Origin of the sequence: Paenibacillus cymbidii (assembly GCF_004764705.1) — a bacterium.
In the GTDB taxonomy this organism is placed as follows: domain Bacteria; phylum Bacillota; class Bacilli; order Paenibacillales; family NBRC-103111; genus Paenibacillus_AN; species Paenibacillus_AN cymbidii.
In genome coordinates this window covers 37,519-54,973 of the sequence record NZ_SHLX01000047.1, presented here as the reverse complement: position 1 = coordinate 54,973, position 17,455 = coordinate 37,519, and the positions used below count along the sequence as shown (strand labels likewise).

Sequence of the window (17,455 nt, the reverse complement as noted above, 5' to 3'; positions counted from 1 at the left end):
ATTCCACCGCTGTATCTGACATTAAAATCGATGAAATCCTGCGAATGGCTGAGCATTCGTGAGAAATACCCTTAAATACGAGGGACGGAACCTACAGCCCTTATTTGTCTCCTGGAGCCACTTTTATCGAAGGTAACGGAACCAACAGCCGCTATCGGATGAAAAAACACCAAATGAGACGAAACATGCGAAAATAAGAGCGCTCTGTTCCGTTAGCATCAAAACTAGGGTCGCAATCTCCTAAATAAGGTCTGTGAGTTCCGTCCCTCGAGCATTCAACCATGGAGCCAGCTCGTGGGAAGATCGGCGTCCTCAATTGAGGTTACGAACTTTACAGGCTGCAAAAAATCTCCCCATAAAGAGGGAGATTTAAGTAATAACTAAAACTCTTTACACCGGCCGCCCCGTTCTGCTCCCACCCGATTTTACAAGTAGGAAGATCCGGCCAGATCGTGATGGAACTCGCTGACCTTCATCGCGATGTGCTTCGGGCTTACCCAGGAGAATGCTTTCATATCGCGTATAAAATGCGACTGGTCGTAATAATGCAGCGCATAAGCGACGTCGGACAAACGTTCGTATTGCTCGGAATGCATCATCCGAAGCGCTTCGTTGACGCGTCTTACCCGGATATACAGGTGAGGCGGCATGCCGACGACGCGGGTGAACCGCTTCTGGAACTGCCGCTCCGACAGATGAAAATGGCGCACCAACCCGCCAACCGAAACCTGCGCGATGTTGTCGCGAATATAGGCGAGCGTGGACTCGATCAGCTCGTCCCTTTTATGGCGGCGGAGCCCGTTGCCCGTCAGAAAGCATTGCAGCCGGTCGATCCGCTCGCTCGTCGAGGCTGCGGCAAGAAGGCGGCTTTCCAGATCGGCCGCGCCGAATTGCTCGGGCGTCAGCAGTACCTGGCGATGTTCTGCGGCATCCCAGCCAAACAAGCTGTACAGCGCGTGCGGTTTCAGCACCACCTGGATCGTCGTGTAAGGAATGCCTTTGAAATGCATGACGCTCGGCTCCGAGCCTTGCCCGTGAAGAAACAGAAGGGGGATCTGCGCGGTGTCGGCGGTGCGAATGGCGATCCGCTCGATCGCTGCCGTCCCGTCGGCCGCAAGCTGGAACACGATTCCCGGATAGCCGCCCGGACAAACCTTGACCTCCAGCGGCCGATCGCCGGCGTAGTCGGCTACCCGAATGCATTCCACGTCCCTGCTTAACGCCGGAGAAGGGGGAATGGTACGAAAGTGAATGGTCGTCATGAGGCTATTGTACAGGAATTGCCGGCCCGACGGGAACCCCGTCGATTCGGGCAATTGCAGCCTCACCTGAAGCCTCGCTCTTCTTGGAAGGAAAATCCCGCCGCCCCATCGAACTAGTATGTCAAAGGAAAGCGCTGGAAGTCTATCCATGAACACCAACCAGGAGGTTGCCCGTGCGGTATAAAGCTATTCTTTTCGATCTGGACAACACACTGTTGAACTATTCGCTCAGCGAGTTGAAATCGATGCAAGGAACCGTGGAAGCGCATGGACTGGTTCATCGCGATACGTTCTCCTGGGACACCTTCTGGACACTGTTCTGCCAAAAAAACTTCGCTTACTGGAGCGACAGAAGGAAATCGGGCTACAGCATCCATGAAGTGTTGGAGCTCTCTTTTCGCGACACGTTGCAGGGGCTTGACTGGGATCATGCCGACTCCAAACCGTTGGCTCAATTGTACTGGAGCACGTTCTGCGCCTCCTGCGAATTCGAAGCGCATGCCAAGGAGATCTTGACCCGGTTGTACGGGAGCTACCGGCTGGCGATTATTTCGAACGGGATTGGCGAAGCCCAACGAAGCAGACTTGCGGCCGGAGGAGTGATCGATCTCTTCGATACGTTGACGGTTTCCGACGAGGTTGGCTACTGGAAGCCGGAGCGGGAAATTTTCGACGAAACGCTGAAACGCTTGCAGATCCGGCCCGCTGAAGCGTTGTTTATCGGCGATTCGCTGCACGACGACTATAACGGCGCGATAAATGCCGGGATCGACTTCTGCTATTACAATCGGAGCGGCGCCCAAGTCGACCCCGACGTTCGCCCCAAATATATCATCGATAGCTTGCTTCATCTTGACGCTTGTTTGGTCGATTGACATTCAACTTGCTTGAACCCTTATGATGATGGCAAAATCGTTTGCGAGGAGAGACAGGCATGCAGCGACCAACATTCGGATTCGACGGCGGTTTTATCATGGCATCTTGGGACGGGTTTGAGGAAGCGATTTCCTGGTACGGTCGCCACTTTGGCTGGAAGCCCCGCGGCAGCGAGTTGACCGCGATCGGCAAAATGGCGTTTTTCGGCCTGCCGCTATATGGCCAGATGAACGTCAAGTCTTTTCAGACGGAGTGGGAGCATTATCGCGATGACGGGGCGTATGAAGGAACCTGCCGGCTGATCTTCTGCGTGGCCGATCTGGAAGCGGCGTTGCGCTATTTTCGGGAGAACGGGATTGGGGTTTCGGCGCCGCAGCGGCTTCCCGACGAGAGGGAGTATATCGATATCGAAGCGTTCGAAGGGGCAAGAGTGACGGCCGTCCACAAGCCGTTGAAGCCCAATCCCCATCCGGACTCGCGTCTGATCGGGTTCGGTGATATTTCGATGATCCTCCACGTTTCCCATTTGCAAGCATCCGTCTCCTGGTACGAAACGGTCCTCGGCTTCGAGAAGGTTACGGACGGGCCGGACGGGCGATCGGCGCTGCTCCGCATGGTCATGTCCGAGTATGGAAAAGATGTCGCCAGCGACGACTTCCCTCACCATGTGTGGATGATTGAAGATCCGTCCGTCGCCGGCGCGGCAAGAGGGAATCCGAAAGCGCGGGTATATTTTCAGGTGTTCCCGCATGAACTGGAGTCGTCTCGTTCGTGGCTGGCCGCGCACGGAGTTCCGATGTCGGAGCTGGCGGTGAACGATTACCACTTCTATGATCCGGACGGAAACCGGCTCAACGTGTGGGCTTATCAAATGTAGGGAGATCGAAGCGACGAATGGAGGCGGGCAGGCGGCCATGATGACGATCCAGGCTTTTGCGCACAAAACCGGGTTGTCTCCTTCCGCCCTCCGTTTCTATGAAAGCAAGAGGCTGCTGCTTCCGCAGGCGCGCGGCGACAACGGTTATCGCTATTACACCGAGGAGCAGGTCCCGCAGGCCCGGTTGATCCATACGTTTCGGCAGGCAGGAGTGCCGGTAGGAGAAATCAGACTGTTCCAGCAAGCATCGCCGGACGAGCAGGAGGCGCTGATGGATCGCTGGCGTCGGGAGACGGAGCGCAAACTGCGGGAGCTGCTGGTGGCGAAGCAATATTGGAGCGGCGCCCGTCCGGGGGTGCGGGCGGTGAATTTGGCGCAGTGGGAGGACACGACCCGGATGATCTGGTTCCTTCATGAAGTGGAGCCATCGGTTCATCCGTATGCGCGTGCGATCGCGGAGGACCGCAGGGCGTTGGTGTCCGGCGGCTGCGGGGCTGCAGCGGAGGCTTACGTCTGCCTGCTTCGGGCGGAGGGGAAGACGCTGCACGCGGAGATCGGCTTCCGGCTCGGCGGAGGCGGAACGGCCGCACAGGCCGCTTCGCGGCTTGCCGCCGAGCGTCCGGGACGGTGCCGGGTCGACAGCGTCGGCCCGACGCTGTTCGCCACGCTGGAAACCGAAGCGGACGATCCGACGCTGTGCATCCGTTATTCCCGCATGCTGGACCGGTATGGATTTCAACCGATAGGCCCCCGGTGGGAGCGATACGAAACGGGGAGCGAATCGCAGGTGCTTTCGTACATTCCCGTGCTGTCGAAGGAGGAGGCTTGATCTGTGCCGGAAGCGGGCGTTAGTTGTGACTAGGCCTACATATCGTGCACAGAAGGCCGCAGAAGTAATCGGCGGCCTTGACGCATGTAATTCAACTATCGACTCCCCCGCTATGCGATACGCGTAATAACAAGGTGGGCTGAGACAGGTCTTGTTCCGCCTGCAACAGGGGTGATAGTTAGTGCCGTTGATTCGCCAGCAGGATTTCGTACAGTGAGTATTGAATTAATGACTGATGTTTGCACAAGAGCCATTCCTACGATCTGGGATGCACCTGTAGCTCGCCCGACCACCGTATAGTCTAAATCAGCGTTATTGAGAGTTAGTATCAGCTGACCGGCTTCGGTTACACTCACCTGGAACAAGACCTGATAAGTGCCAATCGCAGCCAAGTTAAACGAACTGGCACCAATACGGGTGATAGCAGCCCCGCTAATAGGTCCATTTTGCGGAAAGCTTACATCTGTACCGGGAGCAACCGTTGCTGCATTATCGCCAGGCATCAAGGCAAAAAAATCTGCAAAGCCTAATACTCCACCTGGAGGCCCTGCTGGTCCTGCGGGACCCGTTGCCCCCGCCGGTCCTGCCAGCCCGGCTGCGCCAAGTGCTCCTGCAAGTCCTGCAAGTCCTTGGGGTCCAAGTGCACCAATCGCTCCTACAAGTCCTGCTGCTCCTTGGGGCCCAAGTGCACCCGCAAGTCCTTGGGGCCCAAGTGAGCCAATCGCCCCTACAAGTCCTGCTAGTCCTTGGGGCCCAAGTGCACCCGCCACTCCTTGAGGTCCAGATTCTGCTACTGCCTCCGCAAGTCCTTGAAGTAATTGCTGCGGAGAACAATTGCATCTATGAACTGCAAGACGCCGTTTCTTTTTCTTTCCTTTTGGAGGGCACACAATTACGGTTTTCTTTTTACACCTTTTTTTCCTATCCAGACAAATCAACATCGACACCTCCCTATAAAGATGGTTCAGTGTACGTGAGTTGTTAATTTTAGGCATGGACTAATAGCCGGTTATTGGCTAGACTAAAAACTATTTTCAGAATATTGGGTTTATAGCAGGGGAGTGCTATACCACAACCCCAACACACTTTCAGTTAAGACTACATATAGTTAAAATCAAGACAACTTCTTCCTTCCTTTCGTCAACCCGCATCATATTTGGCTTCTATTATTCTTCATTTCCCAACATCCGGAAATGCTGAAGACAAGCAACGGCTGATAGCGGCAGCAAAAAAGCACAATGGAGTCGAGCCTTAACCTCGGGTCGCTTGTGCAGTCTACGTAAAATACTCAATCCTCGCGTCAGGAAACTGATGAAATATCTGTTCGGTAATGAACTCTCTCAGAGCTTCCGCCTGATCTTTGGGATACACGTATTTTCCTTGCCCCCAGCGCCCCCATTTGTATTGACGCTTCGCTTCATCCATTTCAAGCTTTGATTTGGGGTACCTTCTTTCAATAATCGTTTTAGCCGTTTTCGTAAATCGATGCTGGATCAGCTCAAACGTAAGGTCCCGCGTTCCCTCTTTCGGAAGCGCTTCGGCCAATTTATCGAATAGCTCGGCATATCCGTGCTCCCAACCGTCATACCAAATAATCGGCGCGACAATAAACCCGAGCGGATACCCCGCTTTCGCCACTTTTCCCGCCGCTTCAATCCGGTCGGCAAAGCTGGATGTGGCAGGCTCGAAGTTTTTGATGACATAATCGGCGTTCACGCTAAACCGGAAACGGGTATGTCCCTGATGCTCGGCGTCCAGCAGGGAATCAACATGATGAAATTTCGTGACGAATCGGAGACGACCGAGTGGCTCCCTGCCCATAAATTCGATATATTCCTTTAACGAGCCCGAAATGTGTTCGATACCGACGGGATCGGATGTACAGGCTGCTTCGAAGCGTGTGATTTCCGGAGCCCGCTCCTCGATATACCGCTTCGCCTGCTTGAGAATATCATCCGTGTTCACGTAAACGCGTATGTAGGGTTTCGCCCCTAACGTAGTTTGCAAATAACAATAATGGCAATGTCCCATACATCCTGTGGCGAGGGGGATGGCGTATTCCGCAGAGGGCTTCGAAGTGTCGAAGGCGAGCGTCTTTCGGAGTCCGACGACAAGGGTGCGTTTCGCTATTTTGTACTGCTCCAGCTCGGAATCTCCCGGCAAATTCGTAATTCTGTTATGAGAAGTTGTCATCCGGTACGGGATTCCCTCGCTTTTCACCCATTCAAAGATGCGTTCGCCTTTCGGATAGGTAATGGCTTCAGGCTCAAAGTACGCCAATTCGGGAGTGAATACCCCTCTTGAATTGTTCATGGCGGCGACACTCCTTTACAAAGTGCACTTATTTTACCGCGGGGAAGGGGGGAATATGCACAACCGGAAATGTGCCTGGAAAAATGGGTGACCGCGCACCGGACGAACGTCTACGCAAGCGCACCGGGGCAAACATATAGTTGGATCAAGGGCTATCATCCACTACTACGGGTAGAGCGAGGTGACTGCAATCCATGATCGAACTGGCGCTGGCGGTTTACGACAGGAACGGTAGCGATGCGGAGCACGCCGGTGTCGTGCTGGCGTCCGTCTTCAGCCATACGAAGTCGGAGCTTCGCGTTCATCTGCTGCATGACGAAACGTTGCGCGCAGCGGACAAAATCAAACTGCTGCGATTGACCCGGCGCTTCGGACATCGCATCCGCTTCTATCGCGTCATCCTTCCGGCGGACATGCTGGAAGCGGCGTCCCGGATGCCGGCGATCGACGCCCGGGCAACGGCAAGCTTGTTCGGACTGCTGCTTCCCCAATATATTCATGCGGACAAAGTCATTTATCTGGACGGCGGCGCGGTCGTGCGCCTGGACATCGGTGAATTGTGGTCGACCGACGTGGGCGATTGTTACTTGGGCGCGGTGCGGGATCGGGAGGCTCTGGAGAGGGCCGGGGACATCGTTCGCTGCGGACTGAACTCGAACGAGTATTTCGATTCGGGCGTGATCGTTTTTGCGCTCGATACCATTCGCCGCCGCTTTTCGTGGTACGACGATATGCTGCAGTTCATGCGGCAATTTCCGACGGCTTCGGTGCCGGACCGGGACACGCTGAACGCCTTATACGGCGGCAACTTCCTTCCGCTGGATTCCCGGTTCAATAAGCCGCTCGCCGGGCTGCCGAATGACGGCGAGAACGGTATATTCCGCACTTCCGGACCGGTCGGAAGCGAGAGCGTCAACTCATCGTCTTTCGAATGCTATCGACAAATATGGCGGGATACGCCCTGGAACGAAAGCGAGCCGTACGACGAAGACGAGGGCGAGAAGGACGACAAGCCGCTAGTGAGACCGGTCCGCATTGGCCGGCTCTGGCGTCGCAGGTTTTGGCGCAAGCTGGCCGATCCGATGCGGAAGGCGAGCCGAAAGCTGCGCAAACGCGGGCGAGTCGGCAAAGGAAGGGGCAAGCTGCGGCAGAGGAAAAAGGTGCGGACGCCGAACAAACCGAAATCGGCGGTTCCGAGGCGGCGGTTCCGGCAGAAGCGGGAGCGGCCGGTGAGGAAGCAGGTTGTACCGGCGAAGAGAGCGGTTCGACCGAAGAAGCCTTTGGCTGCGCCGAGAAAGAGGCAGGCCGTGCCGAAGAAGCGGCCCGCCATGCCGGTCGCGCCGCCGACCCGCAGAACCGACGACCGCTTGCCGCAGCATGCCGAACGATCGCGGGCGATGGACTTCATGCCTGCCAAGGCATGGGTCCATCCGCGGTTCAATGAAATTCGCGAGCGGCTAAGAAATGCCCCTGGCCGACCCGGGACAACAAGGACCGTCCCGCCTGTTTACTAAGGTCAGCCTTCGATCCGCGCCAGTTCTTTATGCACGATCGGGGCAACCCGCGTGCCGAGCAGCTCGATGGCGTGCATGACGTCGAGGTGCGGCATCGTGCCGACATTGACGTGGAGGAAAAAACGCGTCACGCCGAGGTTGCGGCGGAGGAGTACGATTTTCTCCGCGACGTATTCCGGGTCGCCGACGTAGAGCGCGCCGCGCAAGCTTCGCGCCGAATCGAAGGTGGAGCGGGAGTACGGCTGCCCCCAGCCGCGTTCGCGCCCGATCTTGCTCATCTGCGCCTGGGTCGGCGGGAAGAACAGGTCGGCTGTCTGCTCGGTCGAGTCGCCTACGAAGCCGTGAGAGTGGGTGGCGATCTGCAGCTTGCTGACATCGTGGCCGGCTTGCGCAGCGGCTTTCTTGTACAACTCGACCAGCGGCGCGAACTGCTCGGGCATGCCGCCGATGATCGCGTAAGCTACCGGCAGCCCGAGCAATCCCGCGCGGATCGACGATTCCGGATTGCCGCCGGTGGCAATCCAGACAGGCAGCGGATCCTGCACCGCACGCGGATAAACGCCGAGGTTGTCGATCGCCGGACGATGACCTCCGCGCCACGTCACCTTCTCGTGCTTGCAGATTTCGAGCAGCAGCTCCAGCTTCTCCTCGAACAATTCGTCATAATCGTCCAGGCTGTAGCCGAACAGCGGGAACGATTCGATGAACGAGCCGCGGCCTGCCATAATTTCCGCCCGACCGTTCGAGATGCCGTCGAGCGTCGAGAACGACTGGTACACCCGCACCGGGTCGTCGGAAGACAGCACGGTGACGGCGCTGGTGAGCCGAATGCGCTTCGTTGCCGCGGCCGCCGCGGCCAGAACGACAGCCGGAGCGGAGCCCGCATAGTCCGGGCGATGATGCTCGCCGACGCCGTATACGTCCAGGCCGACCTGGTCGGCCAGTACAATCTCCTCGACCGCATGTCGCAGCCGCTCCGCATGGCTGATCCGCACCCCCGTCACCGGGTCGGGAGTCGCTTCGATAAACGTGCTGATGCCGATTTCCATCCGTGCCTTGTCCGTCATTCCAGTTACTCCTTTCGATTGCCGTTCGCTCCTTACTTGCTCATTTTAGGGGCTTCCCTTGCAAGGAGCAAATTAATCGTCAAAAGCCGGCGTCGACAGGTGCTTTTGCCGAATAATTTTCCTATGGAGAACCGACTCTATATGGTAGGATATAGGTAAAATGACAGATGGGGTGATCGGTTTGATCGGGCGCAGCGGCAATCCAACATTGAACGAGCGGACATTTGAACGTACCGGACAACAATCCGGGCAAGATGCGATGACGATTAATGGCACGGTGAACAAGGCGTTTATCACGCTGGCGATTTTGCTGGGCGGGGCGTTCTCGACCTGGTCGATGTACTTCGAGGACCGCAATGTTGCGTCTTATGCGATAACCGGGGCGATCGTCGGCTTCGTTCTGGCGCTGATCATCAGCTTCCGCCCGACGGCGGCGCCGTTCCTCGTGCCGGTGTACGCCTTGTTCGAAGGTTTGTTCCTCGGCGCGTTGTCGGCGAATTACCAATCGCTTTACAACGGCATTACCTTGCAAGCTTCGTTGCTGACGATCGGCGTATTCCTTGCGCTGCTGCTTGCCTACAAGCTCCGCCTGATTCAGGCGACGCGAAATTTCCGGCTCGGAATATTTGCGGCGACGGGCGGCATCGCGATCATGTATTTGCTCAGCTTCGTATTGGGGATGTTCGGCGTTACGATTCCGTATTTGCACGACAATAGCCTGCTTGGCATCGGCATTTCGCTGGTCATTGTCGTCGTGGCGGCGCTGAATCTGGTGCTCGATTTCGACTTCATCGAGTCCGGCGCGAAGCAAGGCGCTCCGAAATATATGGAATGGTACGGCGCGTTCGGGTTGATGGTGACGCTCGTATGGTTGTACATCGAGCTGCTGCGGCTGTTGTCCAAGCTGCGGAGCCGGTAAGTTCGGTTGTATGGAAAAGAGCCCCCGCCGGGTAAACGGCGAGGGGCTTTTGGTGCGCGGGGTTGTGCCCGACAAATAGCCAGTAAAACATGGCTTATTCATTGCTTTTTGCCCATGGCGTCGGAAATAGCCAATGAAAACACGGGTTATTTCGTCCGAACGGCCTTCAAATGGCGGTTTTCAGCCAAATAGCCAGCGATTTCGCTGGCTATTTTCAAGCTGTCGGCCATTTTAGTCTAAATAGGCCCTGAAACATGGCCTATTTAGAAACACCCTCTGGCCGAAGCGAGAGTGCCCGAATCGCTTAGTTGAGCGTAATCGAGGCGATGCTTCCGTTGGTGGCGAAGTCGGACGTGTACTTCACCGTCGCTGTGGCGGTTGTGGTGCCTTGCGGCCCTTTGACCGTTACGGTTGGCGCCGACGAGTATCCCGCTCCCGGGTTCGTGATCGTGATGCCGGTGACGACGCCGTTCTCGATAACAGGTACGGCGGTGGCGAGCGTCTTTTTCCACGTCGCCTGCTGGTTGCCGTTATACCGGTAGTAGTTCGACACTTCGTCCAGCCGGTCGTTCGTGATGCCGTACGGCGCCAGCACCTTAAGCAATGCGGCCTTGTTCGTGCGCGCTTCCGCTTCGGTCGGCCCGCCGCTGTCCAGGCCGGCCGGATGCACGCCGCTGAACGCTTCGCGGAATACCTCCGTCGGCACGCCGAGCGCGGCGGCGATGAGCACAACCGGGCGGCCGTGGTCCTGCGACTCGGTGTCGAAACCGCCGGAGATCGTGACGGTCACGCCGTCCTGCTCGGTGACACTGTCGATGCCGGCGCCGCGGTTGCCGGGCCCGCCGGGTCCGCCGTTGCCGCCTGCCGGAGCGGGCGGCTGCTTTCCCGCTGCCGGCTGGGCCGCGCCGTCGTTGTTCGCGCAGGCCGGCCCTTTGCGGCCGTCGTCCTGCGGCTTCGGCTTGTTCGCGCCGTCCTGCTGGCGAGCGGGCGGGGCCGGCTTCTGCGCCGCGTCGGGAGCGCCGGATGCGGCCGCCGACGGTTGCGGCGAAGGCGAAAGGGAAGGCGCGGCATAAGCGGCGCCAACAGCGGCAACAGCGGCAGTGGCGGCGAGAGCGGCAACGAGCGTAAGCTTGCGGAAACGTTTGTTCATATTCATCGGTCATCTTCCTTTCGCGGTGGAGGAGTGGTTGTTTCTTGATCCCATCTTATCCGCGTACGGTGAAAATTCGGTGAAAGCTTGCGAACAATCGACTATACTGGTGGTAAAAGTTTCTGGAGGACGGGCGCATGCCGATGAAGCTGCTGCTGGCGGAAGACGACAGGAAATTGGGCGAGCTGACCGCCCACCTGCTGCGCAAAAAAACGGGCGGTACCGTCGACTGGGTGACGACCGGAGGCGACGCGTTCGACTACGCGACGGCGTCGAGCTACGACGTCGTCATTCTCGACTGGATGATGCCGGGCGGCGACGGCCGCGAAACGTGCGCCCGGCTGCGAAAGGCAGGCTACCTCGGCGCGATTCTGATGCTGACGGCCAAGGATGCGCTGCACGACCGCATCGAGGGGCTGGATGCCGGCGCCGACGACTACCTGGTCAAGCCGTTCGAGATGGACGAGCTGCTCGCGCGGTTGCGGGCGCTGTCGCGCCGCAGCTTCGTCCCGCTGCAGGACGACGTTGCCCGCGCCGGCAATCTCGAGCTGCAGCGGACGAACCAGATCGTCCGGCAAGGCGGCCGGCCGATCCAGCTGTCGCCGCGCGAGTTCCAAATTCTCGACCTGCTGATGCAGAACAAGGGGCGCACGCTGACGCGCGAGACGATTCTGGACCGGGTCTGGGGGCTGGACGCCGACGTCAACCTGAAGACGATCGACGCGATTGTCAAATTGATCCGCAAGAAGCTGGAATCGTTCGAATCGCGGGAGCTGATCCAGAGCGTGCGGGGCGTCGGGTACAAGATCGATGCGTAACTTCGTGCCCAGCGCGGGAGGTTGGCTGAAGCGGGCCGGCGGCGTCGGGAGCAACTTGTTCGACCGGACGAGAGGCAAGCTGACCCTGCAGTACAGCGGCGTGTTGATCGTGTTTCTCACCGTGTTCGTGATCGCCGTGTACACGCTGCTGTACGGGTTTATTTGGAACGACCAGCGGGCCCGGCTGGCGGAGGTGGCCGACTCGGAAATCCGGCTGCTGCAGCAATGGGCCGACAGTGACGACAACCCGACTCGGCGGCCGCCGCGCGATGTAGAGGACGGATTTTCGCTCAGCACGGATCAGTCGTTCTATTACTTGATCCGCAGCGACGGCGAAATGCAGCTGGCGGGCGAAACGCAGCCGGAGCTGCGGGCGCAAGTGACGGCGCTGGCCGCGGAAAGCCGCTTCGGGCCGAAACGGATGGAGCTGGCGGCGCTGCAAACGTACGACCGCCCGTCTTCGGAGCCGACGGGCCGGCCGCAGAAGAGCGGCACCGGGCGATTCCTGATCGCGGAGCGGGAGCTGACGTGGAAGGGCGAACGCATCGCCACGCTGTACGTCGGCAAGGAAGTGACCTTCCAGCACGACTTGTTCCGTTACCTGCTCGTGCTGCTCGTCGGCATGGCGCTGCTGTTCTTTGCGCTGGCGTTGTGGCTCAGCCACTACATGGCGCGCAAAGCGCTCGTGCCGATCGCCGGCGCCTACGCGCGGCAGCGCGAGTTCGTCGCCGACGCGTCGCACGAGCTGCGCACGCCGATGAGCGTGCTGCTGACGTCGATCGAGGCGCTGGAGCTGGAAACGGAGGAGGGCGGCAGCGAATTTTCGCGGAACGTGCTGCGGGGGATGAAGGACGAGGTCGGCGCGATGACGAAGCTGACCGGCGAGCTGCTGCATCTGGCCCGCACGGATGCGGACGGCTTCGCGCCGAGCCGGGCCAGATTCGACGCGTCGCAAACGGCGGCGGCGGTCGTCTCGAAGCTGCGGCCGCTGGCGCGGGAGAAGGCGATCGAATTATCGCTGCATGCGCCGGAGTCGCTCGTTGTGGCATGGGACGCGGAGAAACTGACGCAGCTGCTTGTGCTGCTGGTCGACAACGCGATCAAATACACGCCGGAGCGCGGCGCCGTGCAAGTCCGATTGGCCCATGCGGAGGAGAAGGGCGGCCATGTGCTGACGATCGAGGTGCAGGACAACGGCATCGGCATTTCGCCCGAAGCGTTGCCCCGCATCTTCGACCGGTTCTACCGCCAGGACAAGGCAAGAACGCGCCAGAGCGGCGGCGGCCACGGCATCGGTCTGGCCATCGCCCGCAACATCGTCGAAGCCGGCCGCGGCACGATTCGGGTGGCAAGCAAGGAAGGCGAAGGCAGTACGTTTACGGTGCGCCTGCCCGTCTGATTGCGGCGCCTGCCTCGCTTTCGCCGCACAGCCAGCCGAGGCTACTCGCGGAACATTTCAATGAACCGGCGCGCGCTTTTGGACAAGTAGCGATTGCTCTTCCAGACGACGCCGACTTCCGAGCGCAGATCGGCATTGGCAACGTCCAGGACGGCAATATTCGCCACCTCGAAGGAAGCCATCACCGATTTCGGCAGCAGGGTGGCGCCGATGCCCGTCGCCACGAGCGAGATGATGACCGCCACGCTGGAGCACTCGCAGATGATGTGCGGCTCCAGTCCTTTGTCATGAAACTCTTGCAAAATGCGTTCGTGCATGCCTTTTGTGCGATCGGTCTTGAGCGTAAGCCAGGGAAAGCGGGCCAACTCGCTCATGTCGATGGCGGGCTGCGCCGGGTCGGGCTGCCACGCGGCGGGCAGTACGGCGACGAATGGGTCGGGCGGCAGCTGAAGCACTGTATAAGGCCCGGAATCGGCGGAAACCTCGAAAGGAAGCCGGGCAACGGCCAACTCGACCATCCGGCGCTTCATCCATTCGCCCAGCAAATAGTGGTCGCCTTCGAGAATTTTGAACGTCACATTCGGATAAGTTTGCCGGAAGGCGTCGATTTGCCGCGGCAGCAGCGAAATGCAGGACACGACGGCGCCGATGGCGAGCGTTCCGCGAAGCCCGTCGTCAAGCTCTTTCACCTCCTGCATCGTTTCCTGGAACTGTTTCAGCAGCAGCTCGGCCCGATGCCTCAGCAATTCCCCTGCGCGCGTCAGCTCGAACCGCCTGCCGCTGCGGTCGAACAGCGCGACGCCGAGCTCATCCTCCATCAGCTTCAGCTGCCGACTGAGCGGCGGCTGCTCCATATTGAGCCGCTTCGCCGCGCTGGTTACCTGCCCTTCGTTTGCCACCATCAAAAAGTAGCGAAGCTGTCGCAAGTCCACTTTTGGTACCTCCTTCCCATCCATACCGAAAAAGTATGTCATACGAACCAAACAGATATTTTCAATATAGCGAAAGAATTGATATTCTGCAATTAACGGAAGGAATCCGACAGAGGAGTGTGGACTGCCCGATGATGAAGGCGGAAACGGTTGCAATCGCAGTGGAGAGAACACGTACAAAGAAAACGAAACCGGCGGCGGACCAGCTCGGCTTCGGCAAGTATTACACCGATCATATGGTCATGATCGATTACGAAGAGGGGCGGGGCTGGCACGATCCGCGCATTGTGCCTTACCAGCCGATCCAGCTCGACCCGGCGGCCAAAGTGTTCCATTACGGGCAAACTGTGTTCGAAGGGATGAAGGCGTATCGGACGGAGGACGGGCGGGTCCTGATTTTCCGGCCGAACAGCCATCTGGAGCGGTTAAACCGCTCAAGCGCCCGGCTCAGCATCCCGCCGATCGACGAACGACTGGCGCTGGAAGCGATCCGGCAGCTGCTGCTCGTCGACGAGGAGTGGATTCCCGAAGCGGCCGGCACCTCGATGTATATCCGGCCGTTCATCATCGCCACCGAACCGGCGCTTGGCGTGACGCCGTCGCGCGCGTACCGGTTTATGGTGATTTTGTCGCCGGTCGGCGCATATTACGCCGCGGGCCACGGCCCCGTCAGCATCCATGTCGAAGCTGATTACGTGCGCGCCGTCGCCGGCGGGGTAGGGGAAGCGAAGACCGCAGGCAACTACGCCGCAGGGCTCAAGGCGCAGGAGGAAGCGGCGCGCGGCGGTTATGCGCAGGTGCTGTGGCTGGACGGCGTGCATCGGAAGTACGTGGAAGAAGTGGGCAGCATGAACGTGTTTTTCCGCATCGGGGATACGGTGGTGACGCCGGCGTTGACCGGCAGCTTCCTGGCCGGCATTACGCGCGACAGCGTGATCCGGATGCTGCGCCATTGGGACGTGCCGGTCGAGGAGCGGCTGCTGTCGATTGACGAAGTCAGCGAAGCGTGCCGCAGCGGCGCCTTGCGCGAAGCGTTCGGTACGGGCACGGCGGCGGTCGTTTCGCCGATCGGCGAGCTGTGCTGGCAGGGCGATCGGATCGCCGTCGGCGACGGGCTCACCGGTCCGCTGGCGGGCAAGCTGTATGAGGCGCTGACCGGCATTCAGCGCGGGCTTGCGCCCGATCCGTTCGGCTGGACATGGACGCTGCGCGAATAGCATAGGATTTGGAGAACGAACCCGCCCCGGGGCCGAGCAACATCGGCTGCCGGGGCGGTTCCTTTTGCGGCGGATGGAATGGCCTTTCTGCGCATTGCCGATACTAAACGCGCGCAAACCGGCGCAATCGGGATCAAACGGCGGTTGCGAGCCTGCTGGTTTGGCGACCGCTTTTTTTTTATTCTTTTCTGCCATTCAGATCGGTTTGACAATTCCACCGAGCGGTTACATAATACTTCGTATGCGAAAGTTCGTATGCGAAATATATGGCGGAGGGAGTCTTGTGAACGAACAACAACGTGTGGTGCATATATTCCAGACGTATCGGGAAATCAACCAGGCCTTTTTTCAGGTCATGTCCAAAGCCGCGCGCCAGCACGGCATTACCCCGCTGCAGCTGATCGTGCTGCGGCTGCTGAATGAGTATCCGTCGTGCAGCCTGACCAGGCTGGCGGAAAATTTGAATCTCGGCAACAGCACGACCAGCGGCATTATCGACCGGATGGTAAGGGCGGAGCTGGTGACGCGCGAACGGACGGAAACGGACCGTCGGGCGATGACGCTTACCTTGACGGAGAAGGGGAAACGGCTGTGGCACGATTCCGATGCCACCCGGATGAGGATGCTGTCCGGCTTGCTGGAAATTTCCCCGGAAGATTTGCTGGAGCTGGAACGGATCCAGCTTCAGGTGCTGCGCATTCTTAGAAAAGTCAGAGAGGACGTTTGACTACCATGACAGGCATAGCATCCAACACCTTACGGAGAGGGCCGATCATGGCCGCTCTGATTCTGGCCGCGTTCGTTGCGTTGTTAAGTCAGACGCTGCTGAACGTCGCTCTGCCGAAAATGATGGAAGACCTGAACGTCAACGAGAACACGATCCAGTGGCTGTCCAACGGCTACATGCTCGTCAACGGCGTGCTCGTTCCGGTCAGCGCCTACCTCATCAGCAAGTTTACGACCCGGCGGCTGTTCCTGATCGCTTCGATCCTGTTTGCGGTCGGCACCTTGTTCTGCGCCTTGTCCGACACCTTCGCGCTGCTGCTGACCGGCCGCCTGATCCAGGCTTGCGGCGCCGGCATTTTGATGCCGTTGATGACGGTCGTGACATTGACCATTTTCCCTGTTGCGGAGCGCGGCAAAGCGATGGGCATGATGGGGATCGCGATGATTTTCGCCCCGGCCGTCGGTCCGACGATGTCCGGATGGGTTGTGGAGCATCATAGCTGGCAAATGCTGTTTTACATCGTGCTGCCTCTTGCTGTCATTGCGGTTATTTTTGGCGCCGTATCGATGAAGAACGTCATCAAGACGTCGAATCCGAAGCTTGATTTGCTCGGCGTTATTTTGTCCACGATCGGCTTCGGCGGGTTGCTGTACGGCTTCAGCGACGCGGGAAGCGCCGGCTGGGATGCGCAGGCCGTCGTTTGGTGCCTGGTCGTCGGCGGCATTTCGCTGCTGCTCTTCATCTGGCGTTCCCTGGCGACGAAAGTGCCGCTTCTGGAGTTCCATGTGTTCAAGTACCCGATGTTTTCGCTGACGTCGCTGATTAACGCCATCATTACGATGGCGATGTTCTCGGGCATGATCCTGCTGCCGATCTACCTGCAGAACATTCGGCATTTCACGCCGCTCGAATCGGGCTTGCTGCTGATGCCGGGCGCGATTCTGATGGGCATTATGTCGCCGGTAACCGGGATGATCTTCGACAAGATCGGCGCGCGCTGGCTGGCGGTCGCCGGTCTGCTGATCACGACGGCGACGACGTATGAGCTCAGCAGGCTGACGGCGGATACGACTTACAATCATATGATGCTGATCTATACGCTGCGGATGTTCGGGATGTCGATGCTGATGATGCCGATTCAGACGGCAGGCCTGAACCAACTGCCGCGGCGGCTCAACGCGCACGGTTCGGCGATGTCGCAGACGCTGCGGAACGTATCCGGAGCGCTCGGCACGGCGCTGCTGGTGACGTTCATGACGAACAAGGCGGCGGCGAAGACCAAGGAGCTGATTGCCACCGGCCATATCGACCCGAACGACAAGGTCAAGATGGGAGCCGCCGTGCAGGAAGCGACGATCTACGGGATCAACCATTCCTTCGTCATCGCCACCTGGTTGTCGGTAGCGGCGCTCGCGCTCGCTTTTTTCCTGCAGAAGGTGAAGCCGGCCGAGGAAGCCGAACCGATCAAGCAGGCGGCGCAAGCTTAAGGAACTTGTTTTGGGTCGAAAATAGGCCGTGAAAAGGTTACTACTTAGGTCTCCTCTTTAAGGGGAGA

16 protein-coding genes are annotated in these 17,455 nt (G+C 58.9%); 10 read left to right on the top strand and 6 right to left on the bottom strand.

The window, feature by feature from the left end:
* Positions 1-425 precede the first annotated feature (425 nt).
* Positions 426-1,328, bottom strand: a complete 903-nt coding sequence (locus EXY20_RS36175) for a helix-turn-helix domain-containing protein (RefSeq protein WP_235886370.1) — start codon at positions 1,326-1,328, stop codon at positions 426-428.
* A 107-nt stretch (positions 1,329-1,435) separates the two neighbouring features.
* Between EXY20_RS36175 and EXY20_RS36170 the strand changes: the two genes are divergently transcribed.
* The 3 genes from EXY20_RS36170 to EXY20_RS36160 are packed head-to-tail and all read left to right on the top strand — an operon-like array spanning position 1,436 to position 3,844.
* Positions 1,436-2,137 (top strand): HAD family hydrolase, encoded by a 702-nt coding sequence (locus tag EXY20_RS36170; RefSeq protein WP_135557296.1) that lies wholly within the window; start codon positions 1,436-1,438, stop codon positions 2,135-2,137.
* Positions 2,138-2,196: 59 nt separating this feature from the next.
* On the top strand, positions 2,197-3,015 hold the full coding sequence (locus EXY20_RS36165) for a VOC family protein (protein WP_135557295.1): 819 nt from the start codon (positions 2,197-2,199) through the stop codon (positions 3,013-3,015).
* A gap of 37 nt (positions 3,016-3,052) precedes the next feature.
* Positions 3,053-3,844: a MerR family transcriptional regulator gene (locus EXY20_RS36160; protein ID WP_167859766.1), complete on the top strand. Its 792-nt coding sequence runs from the start codon at positions 3,053-3,055 to the stop codon at positions 3,842-3,844.
* A 110-nt stretch (positions 3,845-3,954) separates the two neighbouring features.
* Here the strand turns inward: EXY20_RS36160 and EXY20_RS36155 are convergent, their stop codons facing one another.
* On the bottom strand, positions 3,955-4,785 hold the full coding sequence (locus EXY20_RS36155; RefSeq protein WP_135557293.1) for a collagen-like protein: 831 nt from the start codon (positions 4,783-4,785) through the stop codon (positions 3,955-3,957).
* 334 nt (positions 4,786-5,119) lie between these two features.
* Entirely contained in the window at positions 5,120-6,157 is a 1,038-nt protein-coding gene (gene splB, locus EXY20_RS36150; RefSeq protein WP_135557292.1) for a spore photoproduct lyase, read from the bottom strand.
* 194 nt (positions 6,158-6,351) lie between these two features.
* On the opposite strand from splB, the gene EXY20_RS36145 reads away from it, so the two are divergent.
* Positions 6,352-7,671: a glycosyltransferase family 8 protein gene (locus EXY20_RS36145; RefSeq protein WP_135557291.1), complete on the top strand. Its 1,320-nt coding sequence runs from the start codon at positions 6,352-6,354 to the stop codon at positions 7,669-7,671.
* Positions 7,672-7,673: 2 nt separating this feature from the next.
* On the opposite strand, the gene EXY20_RS36140 is transcribed toward EXY20_RS36145, so the two are convergent.
* Complete coding sequence (locus EXY20_RS36140; RefSeq protein ID WP_235886369.1) at positions 7,674-8,738, bottom strand: LLM class flavin-dependent oxidoreductase; 1,065 nt, start codon at positions 8,736-8,738, stop codon at positions 7,674-7,676.
* A gap of 181 nt (positions 8,739-8,919) precedes the next feature.
* Between EXY20_RS36140 and EXY20_RS36135 the strand changes: the two genes are divergently transcribed.
* A complete protein-coding gene (locus tag EXY20_RS36135; RefSeq protein ID WP_135557303.1) occupies positions 8,920-9,657 on the top strand; it encodes a Bax inhibitor-1/YccA family protein in 738 nt (245 codons plus the stop codon).
* Between the two features lie 304 nt (positions 9,658-9,961).
* On the opposite strand, the gene EXY20_RS39610 is transcribed toward EXY20_RS36135, so the two are convergent.
* A complete protein-coding gene (locus EXY20_RS39610) occupies positions 9,962-10,813 on the bottom strand; it encodes a hypothetical protein (protein ID WP_207671395.1) in 852 nt (283 codons plus the stop codon).
* Between the two features lie 137 nt (positions 10,814-10,950).
* Between EXY20_RS39610 and EXY20_RS36125 the strand changes: the two genes are divergently transcribed.
* Positions 10,951-11,625 carry a response regulator transcription factor gene (locus EXY20_RS36125; protein WP_135557302.1) on the top strand — a complete coding sequence of 225 codons (675 nt, stop codon included), beginning with the start codon at positions 10,951-10,953 and terminating at the stop codon, positions 11,623-11,625.
* Positions 11,618-13,024, top strand: a complete 1,407-nt coding sequence (locus tag EXY20_RS36120; protein WP_135557290.1) for a sensor histidine kinase — start codon at positions 11,618-11,620, stop codon at positions 13,022-13,024. Before EXY20_RS36125 ends, EXY20_RS36120 begins: the two co-directional genes overlap by 8 nt.
* A gap of 41 nt (positions 13,025-13,065) precedes the next feature.
* Here EXY20_RS36120 and EXY20_RS36115 read toward each other — a convergent pair whose 3' ends face one another.
* Positions 13,066-13,956 (bottom strand): LysR family transcriptional regulator, encoded by an 891-nt coding sequence (locus EXY20_RS36115; protein ID WP_135557289.1) that lies wholly within the window; start codon positions 13,954-13,956, stop codon positions 13,066-13,068.
* 131 nt (positions 13,957-14,087) lie between these two features.
* On the opposite strand from EXY20_RS36115, the gene EXY20_RS36110 reads away from it, so the two are divergent.
* The 3 genes from EXY20_RS36110 to EXY20_RS36100 all read left to right on the top strand — a co-directional run bounded on the left by EXY20_RS36110 (position 14,088) and on the right by EXY20_RS36100 (position 17,387).
* The gene (locus EXY20_RS36110) at positions 14,088-15,173 is read left to right on the top strand and encodes a branched-chain amino acid aminotransferase (RefSeq protein ID WP_235886368.1); all 1,086 of its coding nucleotides are present in this window, start codon (positions 14,088-14,090) and stop codon (positions 15,171-15,173) included.
* A 283-nt stretch (positions 15,174-15,456) separates the two neighbouring features.
* Positions 15,457-15,900 (top strand): MarR family winged helix-turn-helix transcriptional regulator, encoded by a 444-nt coding sequence (locus EXY20_RS36105; protein WP_135557288.1) that lies wholly within the window; start codon positions 15,457-15,459, stop codon positions 15,898-15,900.
* Between the two features lie 47 nt (positions 15,901-15,947).
* The gene (locus EXY20_RS36100) at positions 15,948-17,387 is read left to right on the top strand and encodes a DHA2 family efflux MFS transporter permease subunit (RefSeq protein ID WP_235886367.1); all 1,440 of its coding nucleotides are present in this window, start codon (positions 15,948-15,950) and stop codon (positions 17,385-17,387) included.
* Positions 17,388-17,455: the final 68 nt, after the last annotated feature.